Consider the following 23,574-nt stretch of genomic DNA (forward strand, 5'->3'; position numbering starts at 1 on the left):
CTGTCGGAAACTGGGCCCCTGCTGATTCATGGGTGGTAAACCCTATCCCAAAATAGGCTTCGCATGGGATAGGCTATTCCGATGACTACCTTCTGAGGCTGCCTAGCGCTTGGGTGCTGAAACGCCTGTTGGGCCCATGTCCACTTTGGATGGGTGTGACATCAAACTCGTCAATTACCAGTGAGCAGTGATAGTTGCCTTTGTCCCACGATACCTAGTTAGAGTTAAGCAACTGTTTTCCTCAAAGCGGCCAAAGCTATTTGGACGCACAGCTAGTTGGTGCCCTAAAAATGTTTTGCCACCACTTGTGAACCACGCCACTTAGGTAATCTCGGGTCATGCCGTGCATGTAACGTTAAATGTTGCCTGGGCATGCAACATCTGTTCACGAAGTTTAGCAAGGTAGAATTTGTTTGGCTGGTGGCAACACCGTCTTTAGTCATACGAATAATCAAAAAAGTCAGTGTGACAGCTCTGGTGCGCGACTGCTTTGGCTACTCGTGCTTGGTATCAATAGATATTGGTAGCTATCACTATTATTTATATGTTTTTTAGATATATAGTAACTGTCTATATAAGAATGAATAAGTCGTAATCCCGGCTTATTCATGAGGCCGACCTGAAAACGAAGATGGCGAGTGGTTTTCTCTTGTAGAATCAGGACGTTCCTGCCAGAACACGATTCAAGAGGACCACTCGCCATGGGTGAAAGCCTATCCACCTGGACGCCCTCATGCAACGGCTCTATCCGTGTTGAGCTGAGCGGCCAGCGCACCACCAGCGACAGCGGCGCTCTGCTGCTGCGTGAAGCCCTCGACAACAGCGGCGTGATCGAGGCGCTGGAAGACAATCTGGTCGATCGACGCCACCCGCTGCGCATCCGTCATTCGCTGGCCAGCCAGTTGCGTACCCTGGTGCTGCAACGGGCGATGGGCTGGATCGATCTCAGCGATACCGACACGCTGCGCCGTGACCCGCTTTGGCAGTTGGCCTGCAGCGATGCACGCGGCATGACACCCCTGGTCCAGGACCGGCCGTCTCAAGCCACGCTGTCGCGGCTGCTGGCGTGTCTCGGGCGTAGCGACAACATCGATGCCGTACACGAAGGCCTGCTGCGACTGGTGGTCTGGCGTCTGACCTCGCTGGAGAAGGGCAAACGCCCTCATCAGCTGACACTGGACATCGATGGTCTGCCGATTGAGGCTCACGGTCACCAGGGCGGCTCGGCCTTTCATGGTCATTACGGTGCCCGCATCTACTCGCCGCTGGTCGCATCGTTGGCGGAGACCGGCGACATGGTGGGCGGCTTGCTGCGGGAGGGCAATGCCGGCCCAGCCGAGGATGCCGACACCTGGATCCCTCATCTAGTACGGCGACTCAACGAGAGCACCGGTGCCCAGGTGCGAGTGCGCATCGACGCTGGCTTCACTGACAATGCGACATTGGAGGCCTTGGAAGAGCGCGACATCGAGTACCTAGGTCGGCTGCGTAGCCATACAGGTCTGCAGAAGCTGGCAGCGCCCTATCTCAAGCGACCGAGTGGCCGACCACCTGAGCAGCCTCGTGAATGGTGCCATGACCTGGCGTACCAAGCCGGCACCTGGCCGACGCCAAGGCGCGTGGTACTGGTGGTCCAAGAACGTCCCGATGACCTACTGCTGCATGCCTTCTTCCTGGTCACCAATCTCAGCCAGTTCGACTGGCTGCCGGAGAAGGTTCTGGCGCTCTACCGTAAGCGCGGCAGTGCCGAGGCGCACATGGGCGAGGTGAAATCAGCACTCGACGTGCATCTCTCCTCGACCGACCGCGGCGCTTCCACCGTTCAAGAGGTGATGGCCCGCAACGAAGTGAGTCTGCTACTGAGTCTCTACGCCTACCAGGTCTTGCATGGACTGCGCTGCCTCCTGGAGCGGCAAACCCACCAAGGCTGGAGCCTGAGCCGGATGCGCGAGCAAGTGCTCAAGATCGCGTCCACTATCTCGCTACACGCCCGGCGCATCACTGTTCACCTTGGCGATGCCGCTGACAAATGGTGGCCCACCTTGCTTAAGGGGCTACCGAAGCTGACCGCACTGAGCTGATACACGGTTGATATCACAACCGATCCAAGCGCAAGGCGGCCATCACGATGGCTGGCGATCACGGCTGCCCTGATGGCCGGAATCGATTACTGAAGGTTATATAGCAACAAAGAAACCGTACTATTTGGGTATATATCGGCAGGTACTCACACCGCAAATACGGCTGCTGGGAGTCGGTGCCAGCAACCTGGGGCTTCGCGACGCTCAATCAGCATACTCATGAATAAGGCGGGCTTATCTAAGTGCCGCCAGAATGGGGACTGTCATTATAACTATCGTTGTTGCATCGTCGAACGACTTATCACCATATATAACCGAGATAGGATCAAAGTGAAGGGTTGATAAGCGTCAGATGTATGTGATTCTCAGTATTTTAAGCTTATAAAGCACTCATACCACACTCGGTGGTAAACCAATCGCGAAAGCGCTGTATTTCATCGTCATCGGCTCGGTTTTCGCGATAACAAAGATAGTGACGCGTTTCCTCCAACACTACTTGCTCAGTAACTGGTCTAACCAGTTTTCCCTCTGCTATTAAAGGCATCACGAGATGATCCCAGCCCAGTGCTACGCCTTGATGGTTTAGTGTCATCTGAATCAGCATGTTATAGTCATTTGCATTGAAGAAGTGGGAGCTGTTCTTAGCATTCCTAGCGATATCGAGCTGGTGAATTGCCATCCATACCCCCCAATCTACATGCTCGGCCACCTGAGCACGTCCATAGGGGCTAAGGTTGAGCAGTACAGCGTCATGTCGCAACCCATTCAGAGTGGCTATCTCGGGATGTTTTTCCAAGTAGCTAGGCGAACACACTGGGTAAATTACATCACAGAATAGCGGGATGCTGATGTAGCCTTCCATCACACGCGACAGCTTGGTGATAAAGATATCTGGAGAAACACCTGGTTCCATGGCGAGGAAATTCTGTGTTGTTACCAAGTTGAGATCGATGTTTGGATTGGTGCTAAAGAATTTGGGCAGGCGGTGAGACATCCAAAGCGCCGAGAAGGCAGGAGAGCAACATAGCGTTAGCGATTGTCGAGCAACGTTACCAAAATCATCTCGGATGCGATCAGCGGCCTGAGCGATATTGATGAACGAAAGCTGGGCAGCATCGAAAAAAATAGCTCCTGCTGCAGTCAACTCCACAGCACTTCCCACACGTTTGAACAGAGGCGTCTTTAAAAAACTCTCCAGCTCTCGCACTTGGCGGCTGATGGCAGCCTGGGTCACGCATAGTGCTTCTGCCGCGCGAGTGAAGTTCTGATAGCGGGCCGCCGCTACAAATGACCTTACTGCCCGCAACGAAGGCATCTTCAATAGTGTTTGATCAGGCGCAGTGTGTCGGCTCATAACATTAAATCCCTAACGCTAATATAGAAAGGCAATTCTGCTCAGTCTGTTGGTTGCCTTCCCGTCTGCATCAGGGCTACACTGATCATATTCACACAGGCGTCGGGGAGGAGGTGTTTATGACACCGTCATCACAAGAGCTGACAGAAAATCCGCTAGAGCTAATTTTGCCTACCGGGTCTTCGATCTTCGTGACCGCTTTCCCCAGCCCCTGGAAACTTTTCGTGAGGCGTTGGAGTGCCTGCAAAGCGAGAGGGCCTACATGGCAACGATGAGTGGTGAAATTGTCGCCTATCTGCGTGGTGGCTACTCTCTCACCATTCCAGAGCACTTTTTCCTTCGCCGAGTAGGTAAGGATGTCACTCTCGCTCCACCCGAAGAAAACGACGCCGTCTGTGTTGAAGTTGAAGCCTGGCTTCGAGAAACTCTCACGAAGCATAGCGCCACATTGGCGGTTCAGGACGCTTCAACGGTACGACCAAGCAGATTCGATTTGCTGCTGGATCAATGCGATCCTCAAGCATCAAAACCTGATACTGGTCACGAGGTTTTAGACTTGCTCAACGATAAGAATGCATGGGCAGCCGCTATACAAGTATTTGGCGGCAAGGAGGAGGCAAAGCGTTGGATGACCAGTCCGCTCGATATTTATGAAGGCCTTTCTCCAGTGGAGATGCTGCAAGAAGATCCGCAACGGGTATATGACTACCTGATCCGGATCGAGTATGGCGTATATACGTAAGGGGTTGCCTGCTTACGATCAAGGCCGTGTGAAATCCCGAGCTATCAGAAGTGAGTATGCAAGCTAATAGCTGGTTTTTTTGAAAAATATGGCTTAAAAAAATGGTTTTGGCCATCAGAAACGAACCACTTCTTTGCGGGATCAAACAAGTATCCAAGTAAGTTGCCATCTTATAAACTTACTTGGAAAAATCTTTATTGAAATGCTAGCGGTCTTCGGAGTGGATAAAATAGGCGTGAGGGTTAGCACGCCATCTCATTATCCAATCATGCGTTCAAGTGCCACTATGAGTCTATGAGTGAGCAGCCGCTTTTCTCAAGAGATTGGAAAGCCTGCTCTCCTGGGATGGTGCGCAGAGTCTGGTATAGGTCCCATTCACTCTCAGAGTTGCCAGGCGCCTTAACTTCTACAAGATACATATCATGCACCATACGACCATCCTCACGGATGATGCCATTAGAGGTGAACATATCGTTGACTTGGTTATCGCCCATCCATGCACGTACTGTGCTGGCATCGTCGCTGCCGGTGCCTTCAATAGCGTTGAGATAATGCATAGTGCTGGAATAGACGCCAGCTTGAACCATGGTGGGCATGCTGCCAACGCGCTCGTAGTAGCGCTGTGCCCATTCGCGCGCTTCGCTGTTCATGTTCCAGTACCAACCGTCGTTAGCTGCATACCCTGGGTTACATCAAGCCCTAACGCATGGATATCATTGAGGAATACCATTAGCCCGGCCAATGATTGTCCAGATTCCGTTAAACCAAACTGGCCAGCAGTACTAATCGCATTGACGGTATCGGCTCCCGCATTAGCCAAGCCTACTATTTTTGCCCCCGAGCCCTGTGCTTGCAAAATATATGAGGAAAAGTCGTTAGTATTGAGAGGATGGCTAACACTATCAATGACTTGGCCCCCCCATTTCATTGACAACGTTTGTGACGTCATTTTCAAGTGACTGACCAAAAGCGTAATCAGCTGAGATAATGAACCAGCTATCGCCACCTTCTTCTACGATAGCCCCTGCCGTGCCATTGGACATAGCATGAGTATCGTACACCCACTGAATATGATTAGGGCTGCAATGTTCGTTAGTGATGCTTAACGCGGCTGCGCCAGACACCATCCCGATACGATCGTGTTCTGCAAGCAGTCGAGTGGCAGCGATGGTCACTGAAGAGGCAACGAGGCCACCGACCATATCGACATTACGTAAGTCAATCCATTCACGAACGGTATTTGCACCAACGTCAGCGCTATTGCGATCATCGGCACTAAAGACCTCAATCGGAGCCCCATGAATTTTGCCATTGTACTCGTCAACGGCCATTTGCATGGCCTCAAGGCCACCAGGACCCGCCAAGTCACGGTATGGTCCAGACATATCAGCGAGATAGCCGATACGAATGGCATCATCGCTGATTGATGCGTTGGCATTCCCTGAAGCAGCGAGTAAAGCAGCACTAATGGTCATGGCTGCGTTTCTTATAAGCTTGTGAGTCATTGTTCAATCCTTCCTCGTTAAAGAGGCTGTTGTTGTTGTGATTCGTTGTTGTGATTCGTTTGCTACTCGTTCAGGTCGCTTGTTATCTTCTCCTTGGCCTGAATAGAGGCCAGGTCTTTTTGCAGCTTGTTGATGTAATGCAACAGGCTAACCATGTCATCGAAACCAAAACTCTCTAGCCCTTGGGCATAAAAGTCGTGGATGCGCGGCTGTAGTGACTGCCAATACGCTCGACCTTCTGGTGTTAGCAAGATGAGGCGAGCACGGCCATCGTCTGGGTGGGGGACACGAAAAACATGGCCTTCTCGCTCGAGCCGTTTGAGCACCCCATCCAGGCTTTGGCGACTGACAATCAAATATTCAGTTAAATCATTAAAGGCGATGCCCTGCTCAAAGCCGCTACGTGAAAGTGCGCCTAATACCGCCCACTGCACGGTGGTGAGTCCCACGGTACTTACCGTCTGTTTCTGTAAAATATTGCTGGCCTGGAAAATACGAAAAAACAGGCGGTTGGCGACGCTCTTGTCGTCCTGAGTCATTTGTTGACCTCCATGGTTAAAGCGGCGCCAGTAGGTGGGGTAACCAGTTGTTTCTATTGAGATACCAACTGACGCGCAATGATGTTCTTCATGATTTGGGCGGTGCCATCACCTATCTGTAGGCCGAGCACATCTCGCATGCGTTGTGAAAAAGGCAAGTCTTCACCCCAGCCGGTATGGCCATGGGCCAGCATGCACTGCTTGATCACGTCGAAGGCCAGTTTTGGTCCCCACCACTTGTTCATGGCGGCCTCTGTGGTATGAGGCAGATTATTGTCCTTCAGCCATAGTGAGTAGTAGCACTGAAGACGGGCTGCTTGGACATAAGTCTGGTACTCGGCAAGTGGGTGCGTCAGTCCCTGAAAGGCAGATAGCGGTTGGCCGAATGCTTCGCGTTCGGTTAGCCATTGCCATGTCTCATCCAGTGACTGCTGGGCCACCGCCAGGCATTGTAGGCCGATCAGTGCTCGACTGTAGTCGAAGCCCTGCATCACCTGCTTGAAGCCCTGTCCCTCTTCGCCCAGCATGTGATCGGCGGGCACCGACACATTGTCGAAGAAAATCGAGCCGCGGCCAATGGCACGTTGGCCGGAATCCTCGAAACGGCTGGTCGAGATACCATCGAAATCCATCGGGACAAGAAACGCGCTGATGCCGCTGGCGCGCTGCTCTTGAGTGCCAGTGCGGGCAAAGACCACCGCCACATCGGCTTGGTCGGCCATGGAGATGGAGGTCTTCTCGCCGTTGAGTATGAAATGATCTCCCTCACGGGTTGCTTTGAGCTTCAGATTAGCGGCATCACTACCGCCATGTGGTTCGGTTAGGGCAATACAGCAGATTTTTTTACCGGTGGTAATGCCAGAGAGCCACTCCTGTGCCAATTCGGGACGTGCGTGATGAGCGATAATCTGGCCGTTTAGCGAGGCCAAAAGCGGAAGATAACCGACGTTGAAATCTCCGCGGGAAATTTCTTCGATGATCACGCCGCTGGTCACGCAGTCTAGGTCACTGCCGCCAAATTCTTCGGGCAGCTCACCGCCTAAGCATCCCATTTCACCTAACGCCTCGGCAATTTCGCGTTCTATCAATGCATCCGTTTCGCGCTGGCGGTAGCGAGGGGCCAGCATGTCCGCGGCAAGTTTCGCTACGCTTTCTCGAATAGCGTCCTGTTGTTCAGTAAATGCAAAATTCATGGCTGTCTTCCTTCCTCCTCATGGCAGGCCGTCAACATGGAGTGTCAACGGCAGCTGCCTTCAACGTCTAAGTGGCGTCATTTGTTGTAATATTTGCGGAATTCCGGCTTGCGCTTTTCCTTAAACGCTGCAACACCCTCCTTCGATTCATCGGTATCGTAGTAAAGGCTCAAGGTCTGCATGCCTAACGCGCCGATACCGGCGATATTCTCGCTGTCGGCATTAAAAGAGCGCTTGGCGATAGAAAGGGCGGTAGGGCTCTTCTCGAGGATCTCGTCGCACCATTTACGCACCTCCTCGTCGAGCTGCTCGGGCGGAACCACGGCATTGACCAGTCCCCAGTCAAGTGCCTGTTTGGCGCTGTACTTGCGACACAGGTACCAGATTTCACGGGCGCGCTTCTCACCGATGACCCGAGCCAGATAAGCGGTGCCGAAACCGGGATCCACGGAACCTACCTTAGGACCCACTTGACCGAAAACGGCGGTCTCGGAGGCGATGGAGAGATCGCATACTACATGCAGCACATGACCGCCGCCGATGGCGAAGCCATTGACTCGGGCAATGACCGGCTTGGGCACCTGGCGGATCAGCGTCTGTAATTCCTCCACTGGCAAGCCGATGATGCCGCGACCGTCGTACTGACCTTCGTGGGCGCCTTGGTCGCCGCCGGTGCAGAAAGCCTTGTCGCCGGCGCCGGTGAGTACGATCACGCCGATAGATTTATCCCAGCCGGCACGGTTGAAGGCGTCGAGCAGCTCCATGCAGGTCTGGCCGCGGAAGGCGTTGTAGCGGTCAGCGCGGTTAATAGTGATAGTGGCCACGCCGTCGGTGACGTCATAGAGGATATCTTCGTAGTTCATCATTAAGCTCCTGAAACTCGATGCAGGTAAAAGACGGTGGGGAATTAGCCAGCCATGGTGAGACCGCCAGACACACTAATTACCTGGCCGGTAATGAAGCTGCCCTCGTCACTGGCAAGCAGAGTAATGATGCCGGGAAAGTCTTCTGGCTGGCCGATGCGGCGCATGGGCACGGCGTTACGGAAAGCTTCGAGCAGCTTCTCAGGGTCGCGTGCAGTATCAGCTACGCCCTTGAGTAGGGCGGTATCGGTCGGCCCTGGGCAGACCACGTTGAGAGTGATGTTTTTGCTGGCGAGCTCGCGGGCCAGGGTTTTGCTCAGGCCAAGCATGCCTGCCTTGCAGGCGGCATAGACGGCTTCGCCGGAGGAGCCGACCCGGGCCGCGTCGGAGGCGATGTTGATCACTCGGCCGCCGCCGGCTTCGACCATCTTCGGCAGCACCACGTGGTGCATGTTTAGTGCACCGGTGAGGTTGATCGCAATTAGAGATTCCCACATGGCCGGCTCGGTCTTGAGAAACGGCATGAAACGGTCATAGCCGGCGTTGTTGACCAGTATGGTGGGGGTGCCAAGACCCTGCTCGATCTTAGCTACTGTAGTTACGATGGCGTCGTAGTCGGTGATGTCAGCAGCGTACGCCTTGGCCTGCCCTTGGGCGGCCTCAATCACCTTCACCGTTGCTTGAGCGGCTTGCTCATCACGATCGAGCACAGCTACCTTGGCACCATGTTCGGCGAAGCGCTTGCACACAGCTTGGCCAATGCCACCACCGCCACCGGTGATGATAACAATGCTGTCTTTCAATCCTTTCATCTCGTTTTCTCGCTGTTTTTTGGCTAGGTTGTCGTGTGGGCCTGGTTACAGGGGTCAAGGGGTTTCTTTTGCCTGCTCCCGAAGCTTGAACTTCTGGATCTTGCCGGAGGGAGTACGTGGCAATTCGTCGACCACGATCAGGTATTCGGGTTGGTATTGGCGGGTAACCTTGCGTTCGCTGAGAAAGGCACACACATCATCAAGTGAAAGCGTGTCGGCATCCTCCTTTAGGGTGACATAGGCGCATAACCGCTCTCCGAGGCGTTCGTCGGGCTTACCCACGAGAGCTAACGTCTGAATTTTCGGATGCTGATAAAGGGTGTTCTCAATATCGACGATGGGAATATTCTCACCGCCACGGATGACCACATCCTTGGAGCGTCCTGTGATGCGTACATATCCTTGCTCATCAAGGCGCGCCAGGTCGCCGGTAGGGAACCAGCCCTCGTCATCCACGCCGTAGAGCTCAGGCTGCTTGAAGTAGCCGACAAACAGGCTGGCTCCACGCATGTAGAGCGGCCCTTCTTGGTCTACGGAAAGAGTATTTCCCTCTATATCGGACACTTTCAGTTCGACGTAGGGCAATGGCACACCGTCGGTATGCACGGCGCGCTCAGGAGCGTCTTGGGGCAATGTCGTCGTGACAGCGCCGTTTTCTGTCATGCCCCAGGCGGAGAGGATGCGGGTCGGGAGATGTTTCGCCGCCTTCTCTACCAGAGGGCTAGGGATGGGTGCGCCGGCGCACAGGAAAAGCTTCAGCGATTGCAGGTCGGGTCCATGCGTAATTGCCTGCTCGGCAATATCGGCTAAAAAGGGGGTCGAGCCGAGCATCAGGCTAGGCTGTTCGGCCTTGATGATGTTGACCGCCTCGTCTGGTTTCCACGTGTCCTGCAGCACCGCGGTGGCTTTGAGATAGACCGGCAGCATCAGGCCATAGAGAAAGCCGAGTTGATGAGCCAGCGGTGATGGCATGAAGACGGTGTCCTCCCCTCCCAGAGCAAGACGCTCGGCAAAAGGGCGGATATGACTGAACAGGGTATTAGAGGTATGCATTACCCCCTTAGGCTTGCCGGTGGTGCCCGAGGTGTAAAGTATTTGTACTACGTCATCACCCGAGATGCGGCGCGCTTCGAAGAGGGCGTCTGTATCGATTTCTTCTTCCCAGGCGTGTTTCAGCAGCACCTTGTCGAAGCTGTCCTCACCTTGGCTGCCGATCACCAGCACATGCTCAAGCTTGGGCAGTGAATGCTTTAGGTCGTGCGCCATGGCGCTGTGGTTAAAATGGCGGAAGCTCTGTGGAACGACGAGTACTTTGCTCTCGGCCATGCCGAGCATAAACTCAAGCTCATGCTCACGAAAGATCGGCATCAACGGGTTGAGTGCCGCCCCTATGCGTACGCAGGCCAGGTGCAAAGCCGTCATTTGCCACCAATTCGAAAGCTGACAGGAAACAATGTCTCCTTTCTCCACCCCCAGCCCGGCAAGGCCAGCGGCGATGCGAGTAACCTTCTTGTCCATGTCGTAATAGCTGATTTCTTCTCGGCTTCCGTCTGCCATGCGATAGGTGATGACAGCAGCTTTTTCTCCAACGGCGGCTACCACTTCATCCCAGTAATCTGTAATGATCTTGTCGTTCCAGGCGCCAAGATCGACCATTGATTTCCTTCGCTCAGGTGTCAGATTAGTATGGATTTTCATGTAACCTCCTGAAAGTATTTTATTTTTGTCTTTTATTAGGTTTCTTTTGAGCGCAGCTTTTTCTGTGCGCCTTGGAAGAAAGCTAGGCTAAGATAAAATTTATGTCAACATGTTGTCTTTTATTTTGATGCTGTCTAAACTCGAATCAGAGGTAGGCGAGGACTGGACTGCAGAATGCGACAACTCATTGCCGTGAAGCGCGCTGGAAAACTCCTTACGGTCAAGACATTCAGGAGGCATTTGATGTACGAGAACCTGCAGGTCGAGCGCATGGACGCCATCGGTTTGATCACCCTAAACCGACCCAAGGCCCATAACGCCTTGAACGATTCGCTGATGCGCGAGCTGGGCGAGGCGCTCAAGGCGTTCGAGCGGGACGACGCTATCGGCGCCATGGTTATCACCGGTGGGGAGCGGGTCTTCGCTGCCGGTGCCGATATCAAGGAGATCCAGTCGATGTCCTTCTCCGAGGCCTACTTATCGGACTTCGTGACCGACGCCTGGGAGGAGGTGACTCGCTGTCGCAAGCCGGTGATCGCCGCGGTGGCGGGCCACGCCTTGGGCGGTGGCTGCGAACTGGCCATGATGTGCGACCTGATCATCGCCGCAGACACGGCTCGCTTCGGCCAGCCCGAGATCAAGGTGGGCACTCTGCCCGGCGCCGGCGGCACCCAGCGGCTGACCCGTGCCGTCGGCAAAGCCAAGGCCATGGACTTGTGCCTGACCGGGCGTCTGATGGCGGCCGACGAGGCCGAGCGCAGTGGCCTGGTCAGCCGGGTGGTGCCGGTCGAGCAGCTGCTGGAGGAGGCCATGTCGGCGGCGGCCCAGATTGCGGGAATGTCGGCGGTGGCGGTGCGGCTCAACAAGGAAGCGGTGGAGCGGGCACAGGAGACCACCCTCGCTGAGGGGGTGCGCTTCGAGCGGCGATTGCTTCACGCCAGCTTTGCCACCGAAGATCAGAAAGAGGGCATGCGGGCTTTTATCGAGAAACGAGCGCCAGTATGGCGACATCGCTAAACACTTACGTTCGGCATACAACAATAATCGGGAGAGAACGCTACATGAGTCATCTCGTTACCCTGGTTCGAACCGGCCGTTGCGGCCTTATCACTCTCGCCAGCCCCCCGGTGAATGCGCTGAGCCAGGCGGTTCGCTCCGGCCTGGTCGAAGCCCTGGCCGCTGCCCTAGCGGACCCGCAGGTGGAGTGGCTCCTGCTGCAGTCCGGCGGGCGCTGCTTTTCCGCCGGCGCTGATATCAAGGAGTTTGGCAAGATGCCGCAGGCGCCCCTGTTGCCGGAGGTCATCAATGCCATCGAGAGCGCCACCAAGCCCGTGGTGGCCTGGCTCCACGGCGTCTCCCTAGGCGGCGGGCTGGAGCTGGCCATGGCCTGCCACTACCGCCTGGCGGAGCCCGAGGCGAGCTTCGGCCTGCCGGAGGTCAAGCTGGGATTGATTCCAGGCGCCGGCGGCACCCAGCGCCTGCCACGGCTCATCGGGCTGGAGGCCGCCCTCGAGCGAATCTTGTCCGGTGAGCCCATCGGTACAGAACGGGCCCTCGAACTGGGGCTGGTGGATGGCGTGGCCGCGCAGGGGAATACTCCGGAGGCGGAACGCCTGTCCATGGCGGCAGAGCTGGCCCGGCGTGGCGTGCGACCGACGCGGGCGCGCGAGATTCACTCGTCCTGTGACGATCCGCTCGACTGGCTGGCACGCCAGCGCGAGGCGCTGGCGGCGTCGGACGACCTAGCGCCGTTCAAGGCCGTCGAGGCGCTCGAGGCGGCCGTCAGCCAGCCCTTCGCGACAGCCCTCGCCCAAGAGCGCGAGCGCTTCTTGGAGTGCCTGGCCTCGCCTCAGCGACAAGCGAAAGTGGAGGCCTTCCTGACTCCACGACACGATAACCGCACTCGGCCGAAAACTACCGACGACGATTCACGGGAGACCACCGCATGAATATCCACTTCAGCAATGAGGAGCTCGCCTTCCGCGAGGAAGTACGGGCCTTTCTGAAGACCGAACTTCCCGATGATATTGCCGCCAAGGTCCTCCTTGGCAAGAAGCTAGCCAAGGAGGACCACCAGCGCTGGCAGGCAATTCTCAACCGCCGCGGCTGGTATGCCGCCAACTGGCCGGTCGAGCACGGCGGCACCGGTTGGAGCGTGGTCGAGAAGCACATCTTCGAAGAGGAGGGCGCGGCTGCTGGCGCACCGCGGCTGATCTCCTTCGGCGTCAATATGGTCGCGCCGGTGATCATCAAGTTCGGTACCCCTGAGCAGAAAGCCTACTACCTGCCGCGCATCCTCGACGGCAGCGACTGGTGGTGCCAGGGCTACTCCGAGCCGGGCGCAGGCTCCGACCTGGCCGCCGTGAAGACCCGCGCGGTGCGTGACGGCGATCACTACATCGTCAACGGCCAGAAGACCTGGACCACCCTGGGTCAGCACGCCAACCGCATCTTCTGCCTGGTGCGCACCGACCCCGAGGCCAAGCCCCAGGCCGGTATCTCCTTTTTGCTGATCGACATGGATACTCCGGGCATATCGGTGCAGCCGATCATCACCCTGGACGGGGCCCATGAGGTCAACGAGGTGTTCTTCGACAACGTCCGGGTGCCGGTGGAGAACCTGGTGGGCCAGGAGAACGACGGCTGGACCTGCGCCAAGTACCTGCTGACCCACGAACGCACCGGCCAGGCGGGAATCGGCATCTCCAAGGCGGCCCTGACCCATCTCAAGGCAGTTGCCCGCCGCGAGGTAATCGACGGTCGTCCGGCGTTGGAGGACTCGCTTTTGCGTCAGCGCATCGCCGAGGTGGAGATGCGACTCATGGCAGTGGAAATGAGCACCCTGCGCATCCTGGCGCGCGCTCAGGCCGGCGGGGTACCGGGCGCCGAGAGCTCGATCCTCAAGATCACCGGCTCCGAGATCCGTCAGGCGATCAGTGACCTGGCCCGCCGAGTGCTGGGCCCCCACGCCCTGCCGTTCCTCGCGGAGGAAATGGCGTTCGAGTATGACGGCGAGCCGCTTCACGCCGACTACAGCGTCTCCCCGGCCGCCCACTACTTCAATCTTCGTAAGCTGTCGATTTACGGCGGCTCCAACGAGATCCAGAAGAACATCCTGGCGAAGGCCCAGCTGGGCTTATAGGAGACCATCATGGACTTTTCACTGAGTGACGAGCAGCAGATGCTGCAGGACATGCTGGCCAGGCTGGTCAGGGAAAATTATGTCTTTGAGCAGCGCGACAAGGTGCAGCGTAGCGAACCGGGCTTCAGCGAGGCCTTTCAAGGCCAACTGGCGGAGCTTGGGGTGCTGGCGGTGCCTATCGACGAGGCTCATGGCGGTATGGGGGGCAGTGGCGTCGAGAACATGGTGGTGATGCAGGAGCTGGGCCGCGGGCTCTGCCTGGAGCCTTTCCTGGAATCCCAGATCCTGGGCGGTGGTCTGGTACAGGCGCTGGGCAGCGAGACCCAGCGGGCGACACTGTTGCCGGCTCTGGCCACAGGCGAGCTGCGCCTGGCGGTGGCCTCCGAGGAGCCATGTACCCACTATCGGCCCGAGTGGACCGTGACCCGTGCCGAGCAAACAGCCAGTGGCTGGCAACTGACGGGCCGCAAGTCGGTGGTGATCGGCGGGCAGGCGGCTCATCGGGTGCTGGTGCTGGCACGCACCGCCGGCGAACCCGGCGAGCGCGACGGCCTCTCGCTGTTTGTGGTCGACCCTGCCGCAGACGGCGTGCAGCGCCGCGCCTATCCGACCATGGCGGGCCCTTGGGGCTGTGATCTCACCCTCGATGGCGTGACGGTGAGCGACGATGCCCTGCTGGGCGGAGCTGGCCAGGCCTTCGCAGCGCTGGACCACCAGCTGGGACGCGCCATGGCGGCTCAGTGTGCCGAGGCGGTGGGTAGCATGCAGCAGGCATGTGAGCTGACCCTCGAGTACCTCAAGACTCGCCAACAGTTCGGCAAGCCGATCGGCCGCTTCCAGGTGCTCCAGCATCGCATGGTGGACATGACCACCGAGCTCGAGTTGGCTACCTCCATGGCGATTCTCGCCGCCTGCGTGGCCGATGAGCCAGCAAGTGTCGAGCGTAGCCGCCAGCTTATCGCCGCCCAGCACGTGGTCAAGCGCGCCGCTCAGTTCATCGCCGAGCAGGCAATCCAGCTTCACGGTGGCATCGGCATGACCTGGGAGTACAGCCTCGCCCACCATGCCCGCCACCTAGTGATGCTTGGCCATCGCTTCGGTGACGACGACCGACATCTCAAGGCCTATGCCGACCTTCTCGAGGCCAGCTGACCCCTGTCAGTGACCACAACGACAAGTAGAGGAAATTCCGACATGTCCCAGAACCCCGCTTTCCATTGGCAAGACCCGCTGCTCCTCGACCAGCAGCTCACCGACGAAGAGCGCATGGTGCAGCAAAGTGCTGCTCAGTTCGCCGCCGACAAGCTCGCGCCACGCGTGCTGGAGGCCTTCCGCCATGAAAATACCGATCCCGCTATCTTTCGTGAGATGGGTGAAACGGGTCTGCTGGGGGCCACCATCCCCGAGGAGTACGGCGGCAGCGGCCTCAACTACGTCTGCTATGGTTTGATTGCCCGCGAAGTCGAGCGCGTCGACTCCGGCTACCGCTCGATGATGAGCGTGCAGTCCTCGCTGGTGATGGTGCCGATCAACGAGTTCGGCACTGAGGTGACCAAACAGAAGTACCTGCCCCGTCTTGCCAGCGGCGAGTGGATCGGCTGCTTCGGCCTCACCGAGCCCAATCACGGCTCCGACCCCGGTTCCATGGTATCCCGCGCCCGCAAGGTCGAGGGCGGCTATCGGCTCACCGGCAGCAAGACCTGGATCACCAACAGCCCTATCGCCGATGTTTTCGTGGTATGGGCCAAGGACGACGAGGGCGATATTCGCGGCTTCGTGCTGGAGAAGGGCTGGGAAGGCCTTTCCGCCCCGGCGATCCACGGCAAGGTGGGGCTGCGCGCTTCAATCACCGGCGAGATCGTCATGGACAATGTCTTCGTGCCCGAGGAGAACCTGTTCCCTGAAGTGCGCGGCCTAAAAGGTCCATTCACTTGTCTTAACTCGGCTCGCTACGGCATCAGTTGGGGCGCACTCGGCGCCGCTGAGGACTGCTGGCACACCGCACGCCAGTACACCTTGGACCGCCACCAGTTCAACCGCCCGTTGGCTGCCAACCAGCTGATCCAGAAGAAGTTGGCCGACATGCAGACCGATATCTGCTTAGCGCTGCAAGGCTGTCTGCGCCTAGGTCGTATGAAAGATGAAGGCAGCGCGGCGATAGAGATCACTTCAATTATGAAGCGCAACAGTTGCGGCCGCGCCTTGGATATCGCCCGTCTGGCCCGCGACATGCTGGGTGGCAACGGCATCAGCGACGAGTTCGGGGTGGCGCGCCATCTGGTCAATCTCGAAGTAGTGAACACCTATGAGGGAACGCATGACGTCCATGCCTTGATTCTCGGTCGCGCCCAGACCGGTATCCAGGCCTTCTGCTAAGCCCTGTAACAGAGTGTCCAATAACAACTCACGGGAGAACGTCATGAAAATCCTCGTCGCGGTCAAACGCGTCATCGACTACAACGTCAAGATCCGGGTCAAGCCGGACCATAGCGATGTCGACCTCACCAACGTCAAGATGGCCATGAACCCCTTCTGCGAAATCGCCGTGGAAGAAGCGGTGCGCCTGAAGGAAAAAGGCGTGGCCACGGAAGTGGTGGCGGTGACCATCGGTCCCAAGGCAGCCCAGGAACAGCTGCGCACCGCCTTGGCGCTGGGCGTGGATCGCGCGATTCATGTGCAGACCGACGAGCGCGTCGAGTCGCTGGCCGTGGCCAAGTTGTTGGCCAAGGTGGTCGAGGATGAGCAACCGAACCTGGTGCTGCTGGGCAAGCAGGCCATCGACACCGACAACAACCAGACCGGCCAGATGCTGGCCGCGCTGACCGGCCTGCCCCAGGGCACCTTCGCCTCCGAGGTGGCGGTGGAAGGCGACAAGCTGCAGGTGACCCGCGAGATCGACGGCGGCCTCCAGACCGTCGAGCTGTCCCTGCCCGCCATTATCACCACCGATCTGCGCCTGAACGAGCCGCGCTACGCCAAGCTGCCCGACATCATGAAGGCCAAGAAAAAGCCCATGGACGTCAAGACGCCGGAAGAGCTGGGCGTCGAGACAGCCTCCAGGGTCAGCCTGGTCAAGGTCGAATCCCCGGCCGAGCGCAAGGGCGGCATCAAGGTAAGCTCGGTGGACGAGCTGGTCGATAAACTCAAGAACGAAGCCAAGGTGATCTCATGAGCATTCTGGTCCTTGCCGAACATCACGACGGCCAACTGGCCGCCGCCACCGCCCATGCCGTGGCCGCAGCGCAACAGATCCAGCAAGCCGGCGGCGGCGATATCGACGTTCTGGTGGCTGGTGAAGGCGTCGATGCCGTGGCCCAGGCCGCTGCCAAGCTCGACGGCGTGGCCAAGGTGCGCGTCGCCGATCATGCGGTCTACGCCCACCAGCTGGCCGAGCCGCTGGGTGCCCTGATCACTGAACTGGCCGGCGATTACAGCCACGTTCTGGCGGTGGCCTCGACCACCGGCAAGAACGTCATGCCGCGTGTCGCCGCACTCAAGGACGTGTCCCAGCTGTCCGAGGTCGTCGAGGTCGACGATGCCGATACCTTCAAGCGGCCGATCTACGCCGGTAACGCCATCGCCACGGTCAAGAGCGCCGATTCCCTCAAGGTGATCACCGTACGCAGCACCGGTTTCGATGCCGTGGCCGAAGGGGGCAATGCCGCCATCGAAGCGGTGGATACCGTGGTGGAAAACACCCAGTCGCGCTTCATCAAGGAAGAACTGGCCCAGAGCGACCGGCCGGAGCTGGGCGGCGCCAAGGTGGTGATTTCCGGCGGCCGCGGCATGGGCAACGGCGAGAACTTCAAGTTGCTCGACGGCATCGCCGACAAGCTGGGCGCGGCGGTAGGCGCTTCGCGGGCGGCGGTGGACGCCGGCTTCGTGCCCAACGACATGCAGGTCGGCCAGACCGGCAAGATCGTCGCCCCGGACCTGTACATTGCGGTGGGCATCAGCGGCGCCATTCAGCACCTGGCGGGCATGAAGGACTCCAAGGTGATCGTGGCGATCAACAAGGACGAGGAAGCGCCGATCTTCCAGGTCGCGGATTATGGATTGGTGGGGGATCTGTTCGAGATCCTGCCGGAGCTTGAAAGCAAGCTCTGAGGAGACAAGGCATGGCAAATTCAGTAAAAGAGAAAATTGGCGTTGTCGGTAGCGGCGTGATGGGTCGAGGAATCGTCCAGTTGTTCGCCACTGCGGGTCACGAAGTATGGCTACATGACAGCCGCGAGGGAGCTATAGAGGAGGGGCTGGGCTTTATCAGCGGTCTGCTCGAGCGATCAGTAGCTAAGGGGCGAATGTCGGAGGCGGAACAAGAAGCTACCTTGGCACGCATTCAGCCTAGTGAGTCTCTGGCGGGGCTCACCGACTGCGACGTGGTGGTCGAGGCGATCATCGAGGATATGGAGGCCAAGCAGGTGCTGTTCTGCCAGCTGGAGGAGGTGGTGTCCACTGAGGCGATTTTGGCCAGCAATACATCATCGCTGTCTGTGACCCGGCTCGCCAGCGCTTGCCGCCACCCCGAACGTGTTGTGGGCTTTCACTTCTTCAACCCTGTACCACTGATGAAAATTGTCGAAGTGGTGCGTGGCGAGTTGACGTGCTCCCGGGCACTCGAGCGTTTAGCGCGGATGGCTCGGGAGGCGGGGCACTTCCCGGCGCTGACGCCCGATACGCCAGGGTTTCTTGTCAACCACGCCGGGCGGGCCTATGTTCCTGAGGCGCTGCGCTTGGTGGATGAGGGCATCGCCAGTCCCGAGCAGATTGATCGTATTTTCTGTTTGGCTCTGGGCTTTCGCTTAGGACCTTTCGAACTACTTGACCTGATCGGGCTCGATGTCACCCATGCGGTGATGGAGTCAGTCTATCACCAGTTTTACGAAGACCCCCTCTATACGCCTTCGTGGCAAGTACCTCGGCGTATTGCAGCAGGTCTGCTAGGGCGCAAGAGTGGCCAAGGCTTTTATCGTTACGAAGATGGTCGGCGAATTGTGCCAGAGGTCCCGGCGATACCGATGGTACCGGTTCGGTGTTCTTTCTGGCTGGACCGAGATGATCCCGAATGGCGTGAGCGCTTTTCTCACCTACTGGGTATCGTGGGGGCACGGCTTGAAGATAGCGAAACGCCGTCGGAAGAGGCAATTTGCTTAGTAACTCCTATAGGGAAAACGGTCAGCGAGTGTATCGCTGAACAAGGACTGCCCCCTGAACGCACTTTGGCGCTGGAAACGTTAGCGGGATTTGATACCTGTCGCGTGCTCATGCGTCACCCGGCGATCGATCCAGATGTTTTGGCGCAGGCGACAAAAGCGCTAAGCATGGATGGCGTCCCGGTAGAAGTGATTAATGACTCTCCGGGGTTTGTTATTCAGCGCATTCTTGCCTTTATGACCAATATCGGCAGCGAAATCGTGCGTCGAGGCATTAGTGACCCGGAAACGCTCGATCGCGCCGTCAAGCTAGCATTAGGTTACCCAGAAGGGCCAATGGCCTTTGGTGATCGCTACGGACCTAAGACATTTACCCAGGTGCTAGGTTGCTTGAATGATCATTATGGTGAAACACGCTACCGCATCAGTCCCTGGCTTAAACAGCGAATTGCGCTGGGAATGCCCTTGATCCCGGAGCAATAGCATAAGCACAAGGGGCATTGCATAGGACATATAGAAACAGCGGACCTCAGGGTCAGGGTTGATTTCGGCAGTTTGTGTAAACATGTTGTTATTTAATATGGTTTATGAAGAAATCTAAGGCGATATATAAAGAATTTTATATAAAAATATGTATAGATACTGACATTTATCCGGGTTTTTTTAGACTCGATTGATACTCCGCGGACTTCCAACAATCATAAAAGGGGTCATGATGAGCAGCGCAATACTCGAGTTACGCAATCTCACCAAGCAGTTTCGCGGCTTCACTGCTGTGGATGCCATCAATCTTCAGGTTCAGGAAGGGCATATTCATGCCTTGATTGGCCCCAACGGAGCAGGAAAAACAACGGTCTTCAATCTGCTGACCAAATTTTTGCCGCCCACCCGCGGCGAAATTCTCTATCGCGGTAAGCCTATTACGAGAATGAAGGCCAACGAGATCGCGCGTCTGGGCCTAGTGCGCTCTTTCCAGATCTCAGCAGTGTTTGGACATATGACCGCGCTTGAGAATGTGAGAGTGGCCCTGCAGCGTCCGCTTGGCACTTCGTTTCATTTTTGGAAATCCGAGAAAAGCCTTGACCACCTCAACGAGCACGCCCTCTCGCTGCTTGATGAGGTGGGCCTTGCCGATTACGCCGACGTGCTCACTGTCGAGATGCCCTATGGGCGCAAGCGCGCGCTGGAAGTAGCGACCACCTTGGCATTGGACCCCACGTTGATGCTGCTCGACGAGCCGACCCAGGGCATGGGCGCCGAGGATGTCGATCGCATCGTCGAGCTGATCCGGCGCGTCTCGAAGGGACGCACTGTTTTGATGGTGGAGCACAACCTCAGTGTGGTCAGCCGGCTGTGCGACCGTATCACTGTATTGGCGCGTGGTGCCGTTCTCGCTGAAGGAGATTATGACGAGGTGTCGCGAAACCCCAAGGTGCGGGAGGCCTACATGGGCAGTGAGACAGCGGAAGAGGGGGTGAATGTATGAGTCAGACAGCTAAGACGATCAACGAGCATCACGACCCGTATCACAATCATGATGGCGCCGAGATGCTGCGGGTGAGCGACCTCCATGCCTTTTATGGTGAGTCCCACATTCTCCACGGTGTCGACTTCGACGTGAAGCGCGGTGAGTTGGTGACCCTGCTCGGGCGCAACGGTGCCGGACGCAGCACTACCCTTAAGGCCATCATGAATATGGTCGGCCGGCGTACTGGCTCGATTGTGATTAATGGCAACGAGACTCTGATTATGAAGCCCCATCGCATCCCACGGTTGGGCATCGGCTACTGTCCCGAGGAGCGAGGTATCTTCGCGAGCCTCAACGTCGAGGAAAACTTGCTGTTACCGCCCACGGTGCGCTCCGGCGGTATGTCTATCGACGACATCTACGCCATGTTTCCCAACCTTTACGAACGTCGTCACAGTCAGGGCACCCGCCTCTCCGGCGGAGAACAGCAGATGCTGGCTATGGCGCGGATCCTACGTACCGGCGCGCGACTCTTGCTGCTCGATGAAATCACTGAGGGTCTGGCACCGGTCATTGTCCAGGCGTTAGGTGAAGTACTCGTCAAGCTCAAGCAACACGGCATGACCATCGTGCTGGTGGAGCAGAATTTCCGCTTCGCTGCACCACTGGCCGACCGTCACTTCGTGATGGATCACGGTCGCATCATTGAGGAGATCAGTGCTGCCGAGCTGCCGTCGCGGCGCGATCACCTTAATACCCTGCTGGGGGTGTGACGTCATCGTCTGCCCTCGAGCAACCTTATCGTTATTGATCGATACCACAACAACAAGCCGCCCCTTTGGGGTCACGGAGCAGAGTATGACTCTCAATAAGAAGATACTTACCACAAGTATTGCCGTCGCCACCGCTTCTCTAGTGTCGCTATCGGCCCAAGCAAATGTCAGCGATGATAAGGTTGTCATCGGCTATATGGACGACATGAACGGCACCTACAGTGACCTCGCTGGCCCCGCAGGGCTCACCGCTATCGAAATGGCGGTAGAGGATTTTGGTGGTGAAGTTAATGGTGTGCCCATTGAGCTGATCAGCGCTGATCATCGTAATGACCCGGCAGTGGGCTCTAACTTGGCGCGTGAATGGATGGATCAGGAAGACGTTGATTTGATTACCGGTCTCAACGCTTCTTCGGTCGCGATCGCGGTGACCAAACTGGTCGAGCAGAATAACAAGTATGCCATCGTGACCACGGCAGCCGCTGACAGTATTACTGGTGAACATTGCACACCTAATCATGCCCACTGGGTGTATGACACCTTCGCTGTGTCAGATGCAGCAGCGCGAGCCATCGTCGAACAAGGCGGCGAATCCTGGTTTTTGATGAGTTCTGATTACGCTTTTGGCCATGCCATGGAGAGCGCCGTGGAGAATGCCGTGGAAGAGAGTGGAGGCACGATTGCCGGCAAGGTTCGCCACCCCTTCCCGACGGATGATTTCTCTTCCTACATCCTGCAGGCGCAGGCCTCGGGTGCGCAGATTATCGGGTTGGCCAGCGCCGGGAAAGATTTGGTCAACGCTATCAATACCGCTTACCAGTTCGGTGTTCCTCAAAGCGGACAGACGTTGGCAAGCTTGATGGTATTTATCACCGACATGCAGTCGATCGGACTGGAAGTCGCCCAGGGAACCCAGTTTGTGACCGGCTGGTATTGGGATATGGATGATAAAGCACGTGCGTGGGCTGAGCGCTTCGAGGAGCGTGTCGGGCGCATGCCGACCATGGTGCAGGCGGGAAACTACTCGGCTATCACCAACTACCTGAAGGCGGTCGAAGCGACCGACAGTGATGATCCCGCTGCCGTGCGTGCTTATCTTATGGAGAACCCTATCGAGGATTTCTTCTCACGCAACGGTCGGCTGCGTGAGGATGGTCGCATGGTTCACGACATGTACTTGGCTAAGGTCAAAGCACCCGAGGAATCAGAGGGCGAGTGGGATCTGTTCGAGATCGTCACCACTATTCCTGCCGAAGAGGCCTTCCGTCCGCTCGATGAGAGTCAGTGCGAACTGGTTAACCACTGAGTCGATGCGGAACAGGCGGCGGCTTCAGCCGCCGCTACTGATGGGAGATCCATGAGATGACGATGATTTTTGGAGTGCCATTGATGGTGTTCATGGGCCAGCTGATGCTGGGCCTGATTAACGGTGCCTTCTATGCATTGCTCAGCCTGGGGCTGGCGGTGATCTTCGGCTTGCTGAAGATCGTTAACTTTGCCCATGGTGCCATGTATATGCTGGGCGCCTTCGCTGCGCTTATAGGCTTTCAGTATCTGGGGCTCAACTACTGGTTAGCTCTATTGATCGCACCGCTATTGGTCGCCTGTCTGGGCATGCTGGTCGAGCGATTCCTGCTACGACGCATTGCCCATCTCGATCACCTTTACGGACTGCTCCTGACTTTCGGTCTGGCTCTGATCTTCGAGGGGACACTGATCAACTTTTTTGGTGTCTCGGGAACCAGCTATCCAACGCCTACTGTCCTGCAGGGCGGGCACAACCTGGGCTTCATGTTCTTGCCGACCTACCGTGGCTGGGTGTTGGTGGCTGCATTGATAGTGTGTTTGCTCACTTGGTTCGTGATCGAACGTACACGTCTTGGTGCCTACCTGCGCGCCGGCACTGAGAACCCTGCGTTGATGCAGGCTTTCGGCGTCAATGTCCCTCAGTTGATTACCCTAACTTACGGCTTTGGAGTGGCACTGGCTGCATTCGCCGGCGTGCTTGCCGCGCCCCTTTACCCAGTGTCACCGACCATGGGGGCTAACTTGCTGATCGTGGTATTTGCGGTGGTAGTGATCGGCGGCATGGGTTCAATCCTTGGTGCGGTCATCACAGGGCTGAGCATGGGGCTAATTGAGGGTCTTACCAAGGTCTATTATCCCGAAGCCGCCAACACCGTGATCTTTTTGGTGATGATTCTGGTGTTGCTGCTACGGCCCGCTGGCTTATTTGGCAAGGAGGCTTGAA

General features: G+C 57.2%; 20 protein-coding genes and 1 pseudogene. 14 read left to right on the plus strand and 7 right to left on the minus strand.

The window, feature by feature from the left end:
* Positions 1 to 701: 701 nt before the first annotated feature.
* The gene (locus ACT3UM_RS16160; protein ID WP_498900537.1) at positions 702 to 2,081 is read left to right on the plus strand and encodes an IS1380 family transposase; all 1,380 of its coding nucleotides are present in this window, start codon (positions 702 to 704) and stop codon (positions 2,079 to 2,081) included.
* A gap of 379 nt (positions 2,082 to 2,460) precedes the next feature.
* Here ACT3UM_RS16160 and ACT3UM_RS16165 read toward each other — a convergent pair whose 3' ends face one another.
* Positions 2,461 to 3,435, minus strand: a complete 975-nt coding sequence (locus tag ACT3UM_RS16165; RefSeq protein WP_444674095.1) for a LysR substrate-binding domain-containing protein — start codon at positions 3,433 to 3,435, stop codon at positions 2,461 to 2,463.
* 262 nt (positions 3,436 to 3,697) lie between these two features.
* On the opposite strand from ACT3UM_RS16165, the gene ACT3UM_RS16170 reads away from it, so the two are divergent.
* Positions 3,698 to 4,177: an antitoxin Xre/MbcA/ParS toxin-binding domain-containing protein gene (locus ACT3UM_RS16170; protein ID WP_498900464.1), complete on the plus strand. Its 480-nt coding sequence runs from the start codon at positions 3,698 to 3,700 to the stop codon at positions 4,175 to 4,177.
* Between the two features lie 284 nt (positions 4,178 to 4,461).
* Here the strand turns inward: ACT3UM_RS16170 and ACT3UM_RS16175 are convergent.
* From ACT3UM_RS16175 to ACT3UM_RS16200, 6 genes and pseudogenes are all read right to left on the minus strand, one after another.
* Positions 4,462 to 5,682: pseudogene (locus tag ACT3UM_RS16175) on the minus strand (ABC transporter substrate-binding protein).
* Positions 5,683 to 5,744: 62 nt separating this feature from the next.
* Positions 5,745 to 6,221, minus strand: coding sequence for a MarR family winged helix-turn-helix transcriptional regulator (locus tag ACT3UM_RS16180; protein ID WP_444674097.1), 477 nt, complete (start codon positions 6,219 to 6,221; stop codon positions 5,745 to 5,747).
* 53 nt (positions 6,222 to 6,274) lie between these two features.
* Positions 6,275 to 7,414 carry a cyclohexanecarboxyl-CoA dehydrogenase gene (aliB, locus tag ACT3UM_RS16185; RefSeq protein WP_444674098.1) on the minus strand — a complete coding sequence of 380 codons (1,140 nt, stop codon included), beginning with the start codon at positions 7,412 to 7,414 and terminating at the stop codon, positions 6,275 to 6,277.
* 77 nt (positions 7,415 to 7,491) lie between these two features.
* A complete protein-coding gene (locus ACT3UM_RS16190; protein WP_335598464.1) occupies positions 7,492 to 8,277 on the minus strand; it encodes an enoyl-CoA hydratase-related protein in 786 nt (261 codons plus the stop codon).
* A 44-nt stretch (positions 8,278 to 8,321) separates the two neighbouring features.
* Complete coding sequence (locus ACT3UM_RS16195; protein ID WP_444674099.1) at positions 8,322 to 9,089, minus strand: SDR family NAD(P)-dependent oxidoreductase; 768 nt, start codon at positions 9,087 to 9,089, stop codon at positions 8,322 to 8,324.
* Positions 9,090 to 9,143: 54 nt separating this feature from the next.
* On the minus strand, positions 9,144 to 10,787 hold the full coding sequence (locus ACT3UM_RS16200) for an AMP-binding protein (RefSeq protein WP_444674100.1): 1,644 nt from the start codon (positions 10,785 to 10,787) through the stop codon (positions 9,144 to 9,146).
* Between the two features lie 243 nt (positions 10,788 to 11,030).
* Here ACT3UM_RS16200 and ACT3UM_RS16205 point away from each other — a divergent pair, with 243 nt between their 5' ends.
* The 12 genes from ACT3UM_RS16205 to ACT3UM_RS16260 all read left to right on the plus strand — a co-directional run bounded on the left by ACT3UM_RS16205 (position 11,031) and on the right by ACT3UM_RS16260 (position 23,573).
* On the plus strand, positions 11,031 to 11,804 hold the full coding sequence (locus tag ACT3UM_RS16205) for an enoyl-CoA hydratase (protein WP_444674101.1): 774 nt from the start codon (positions 11,031 to 11,033) through the stop codon (positions 11,802 to 11,804).
* A 44-nt stretch (positions 11,805 to 11,848) separates the two neighbouring features.
* On the plus strand, positions 11,849 to 12,736 hold the full coding sequence (locus ACT3UM_RS16210; protein WP_444674102.1) for an enoyl-CoA hydratase-related protein: 888 nt from the start codon (positions 11,849 to 11,851) through the stop codon (positions 12,734 to 12,736).
* Positions 12,733 to 13,929, plus strand: a complete 1,197-nt coding sequence (locus tag ACT3UM_RS16215; RefSeq protein WP_498900469.1) for an acyl-CoA dehydrogenase family protein — start codon at positions 12,733 to 12,735, stop codon at positions 13,927 to 13,929. The genes ACT3UM_RS16210 and ACT3UM_RS16215 overlap by 4 nt, the downstream gene beginning before the upstream one ends.
* 9 nt (positions 13,930 to 13,938) lie before the next feature.
* The gene (locus tag ACT3UM_RS16220) at positions 13,939 to 15,081 is read left to right on the plus strand and encodes an acyl-CoA dehydrogenase family protein (protein ID WP_444674104.1); all 1,143 of its coding nucleotides are present in this window, start codon (positions 13,939 to 13,941) and stop codon (positions 15,079 to 15,081) included.
* A gap of 42 nt (positions 15,082 to 15,123) precedes the next feature.
* Complete coding sequence (locus ACT3UM_RS16225) at positions 15,124 to 16,305, plus strand: acyl-CoA dehydrogenase (protein WP_444674105.1); 1,182 nt, start codon at positions 15,124 to 15,126, stop codon at positions 16,303 to 16,305.
* Positions 16,306 to 16,348: 43 nt separating this feature from the next.
* The gene (locus tag ACT3UM_RS16230) at positions 16,349 to 17,101 is read left to right on the plus strand and encodes an electron transfer flavoprotein subunit beta/FixA family protein (protein WP_498900472.1); all 753 of its coding nucleotides are present in this window, start codon (positions 16,349 to 16,351) and stop codon (positions 17,099 to 17,101) included.
* Positions 17,098 to 18,036, plus strand: a complete 939-nt coding sequence (locus tag ACT3UM_RS16235) for an electron transfer flavoprotein subunit alpha/FixB family protein (RefSeq protein ID WP_444674107.1) — start codon at positions 17,098 to 17,100, stop codon at positions 18,034 to 18,036. Before ACT3UM_RS16230 ends, ACT3UM_RS16235 begins: the two co-directional genes overlap by 4 nt.
* Positions 18,037 to 18,047: 11 nt before the next feature.
* The gene (locus ACT3UM_RS16240; RefSeq protein ID WP_444674108.1) at positions 18,048 to 19,565 is read left to right on the plus strand and encodes a 3-hydroxyacyl-CoA dehydrogenase; all 1,518 of its coding nucleotides are present in this window, start codon (positions 18,048 to 18,050) and stop codon (positions 19,563 to 19,565) included.
* Between the two features lie 229 nt (positions 19,566 to 19,794).
* Positions 19,795 to 20,568 (plus strand): ABC transporter ATP-binding protein, encoded by a 774-nt coding sequence (locus ACT3UM_RS16245; protein ID WP_444674109.1) that lies wholly within the window; start codon positions 19,795 to 19,797, stop codon positions 20,566 to 20,568.
* Between the two features lie 62 nt (positions 20,569 to 20,630).
* A complete protein-coding gene (locus ACT3UM_RS16250) occupies positions 20,631 to 21,323 on the plus strand; it encodes an ABC transporter ATP-binding protein (protein WP_444674126.1) in 693 nt (230 codons plus the stop codon).
* A gap of 85 nt (positions 21,324 to 21,408) precedes the next feature.
* Entirely contained in the window at positions 21,409 to 22,629 is a 1,221-nt protein-coding gene (locus ACT3UM_RS16255; protein ID WP_444674110.1) for an ABC transporter substrate-binding protein, read from the plus strand.
* Positions 22,630 to 22,685: 56 nt separating this feature from the next.
* Entirely contained in the window at positions 22,686 to 23,573 is an 888-nt protein-coding gene (locus ACT3UM_RS16260) for a branched-chain amino acid ABC transporter permease (protein WP_444674111.1), read from the plus strand.
* Position 23,574: the final 1 nt, after the last annotated feature.

The sequence above is a fragment of the Halomonas sp. AOP13-D3-9 genome, assembly GCF_052379125.1.
In the GTDB taxonomy this organism is placed as follows: domain Bacteria; phylum Pseudomonadota; class Gammaproteobacteria; order Pseudomonadales; family Halomonadaceae; genus Vreelandella.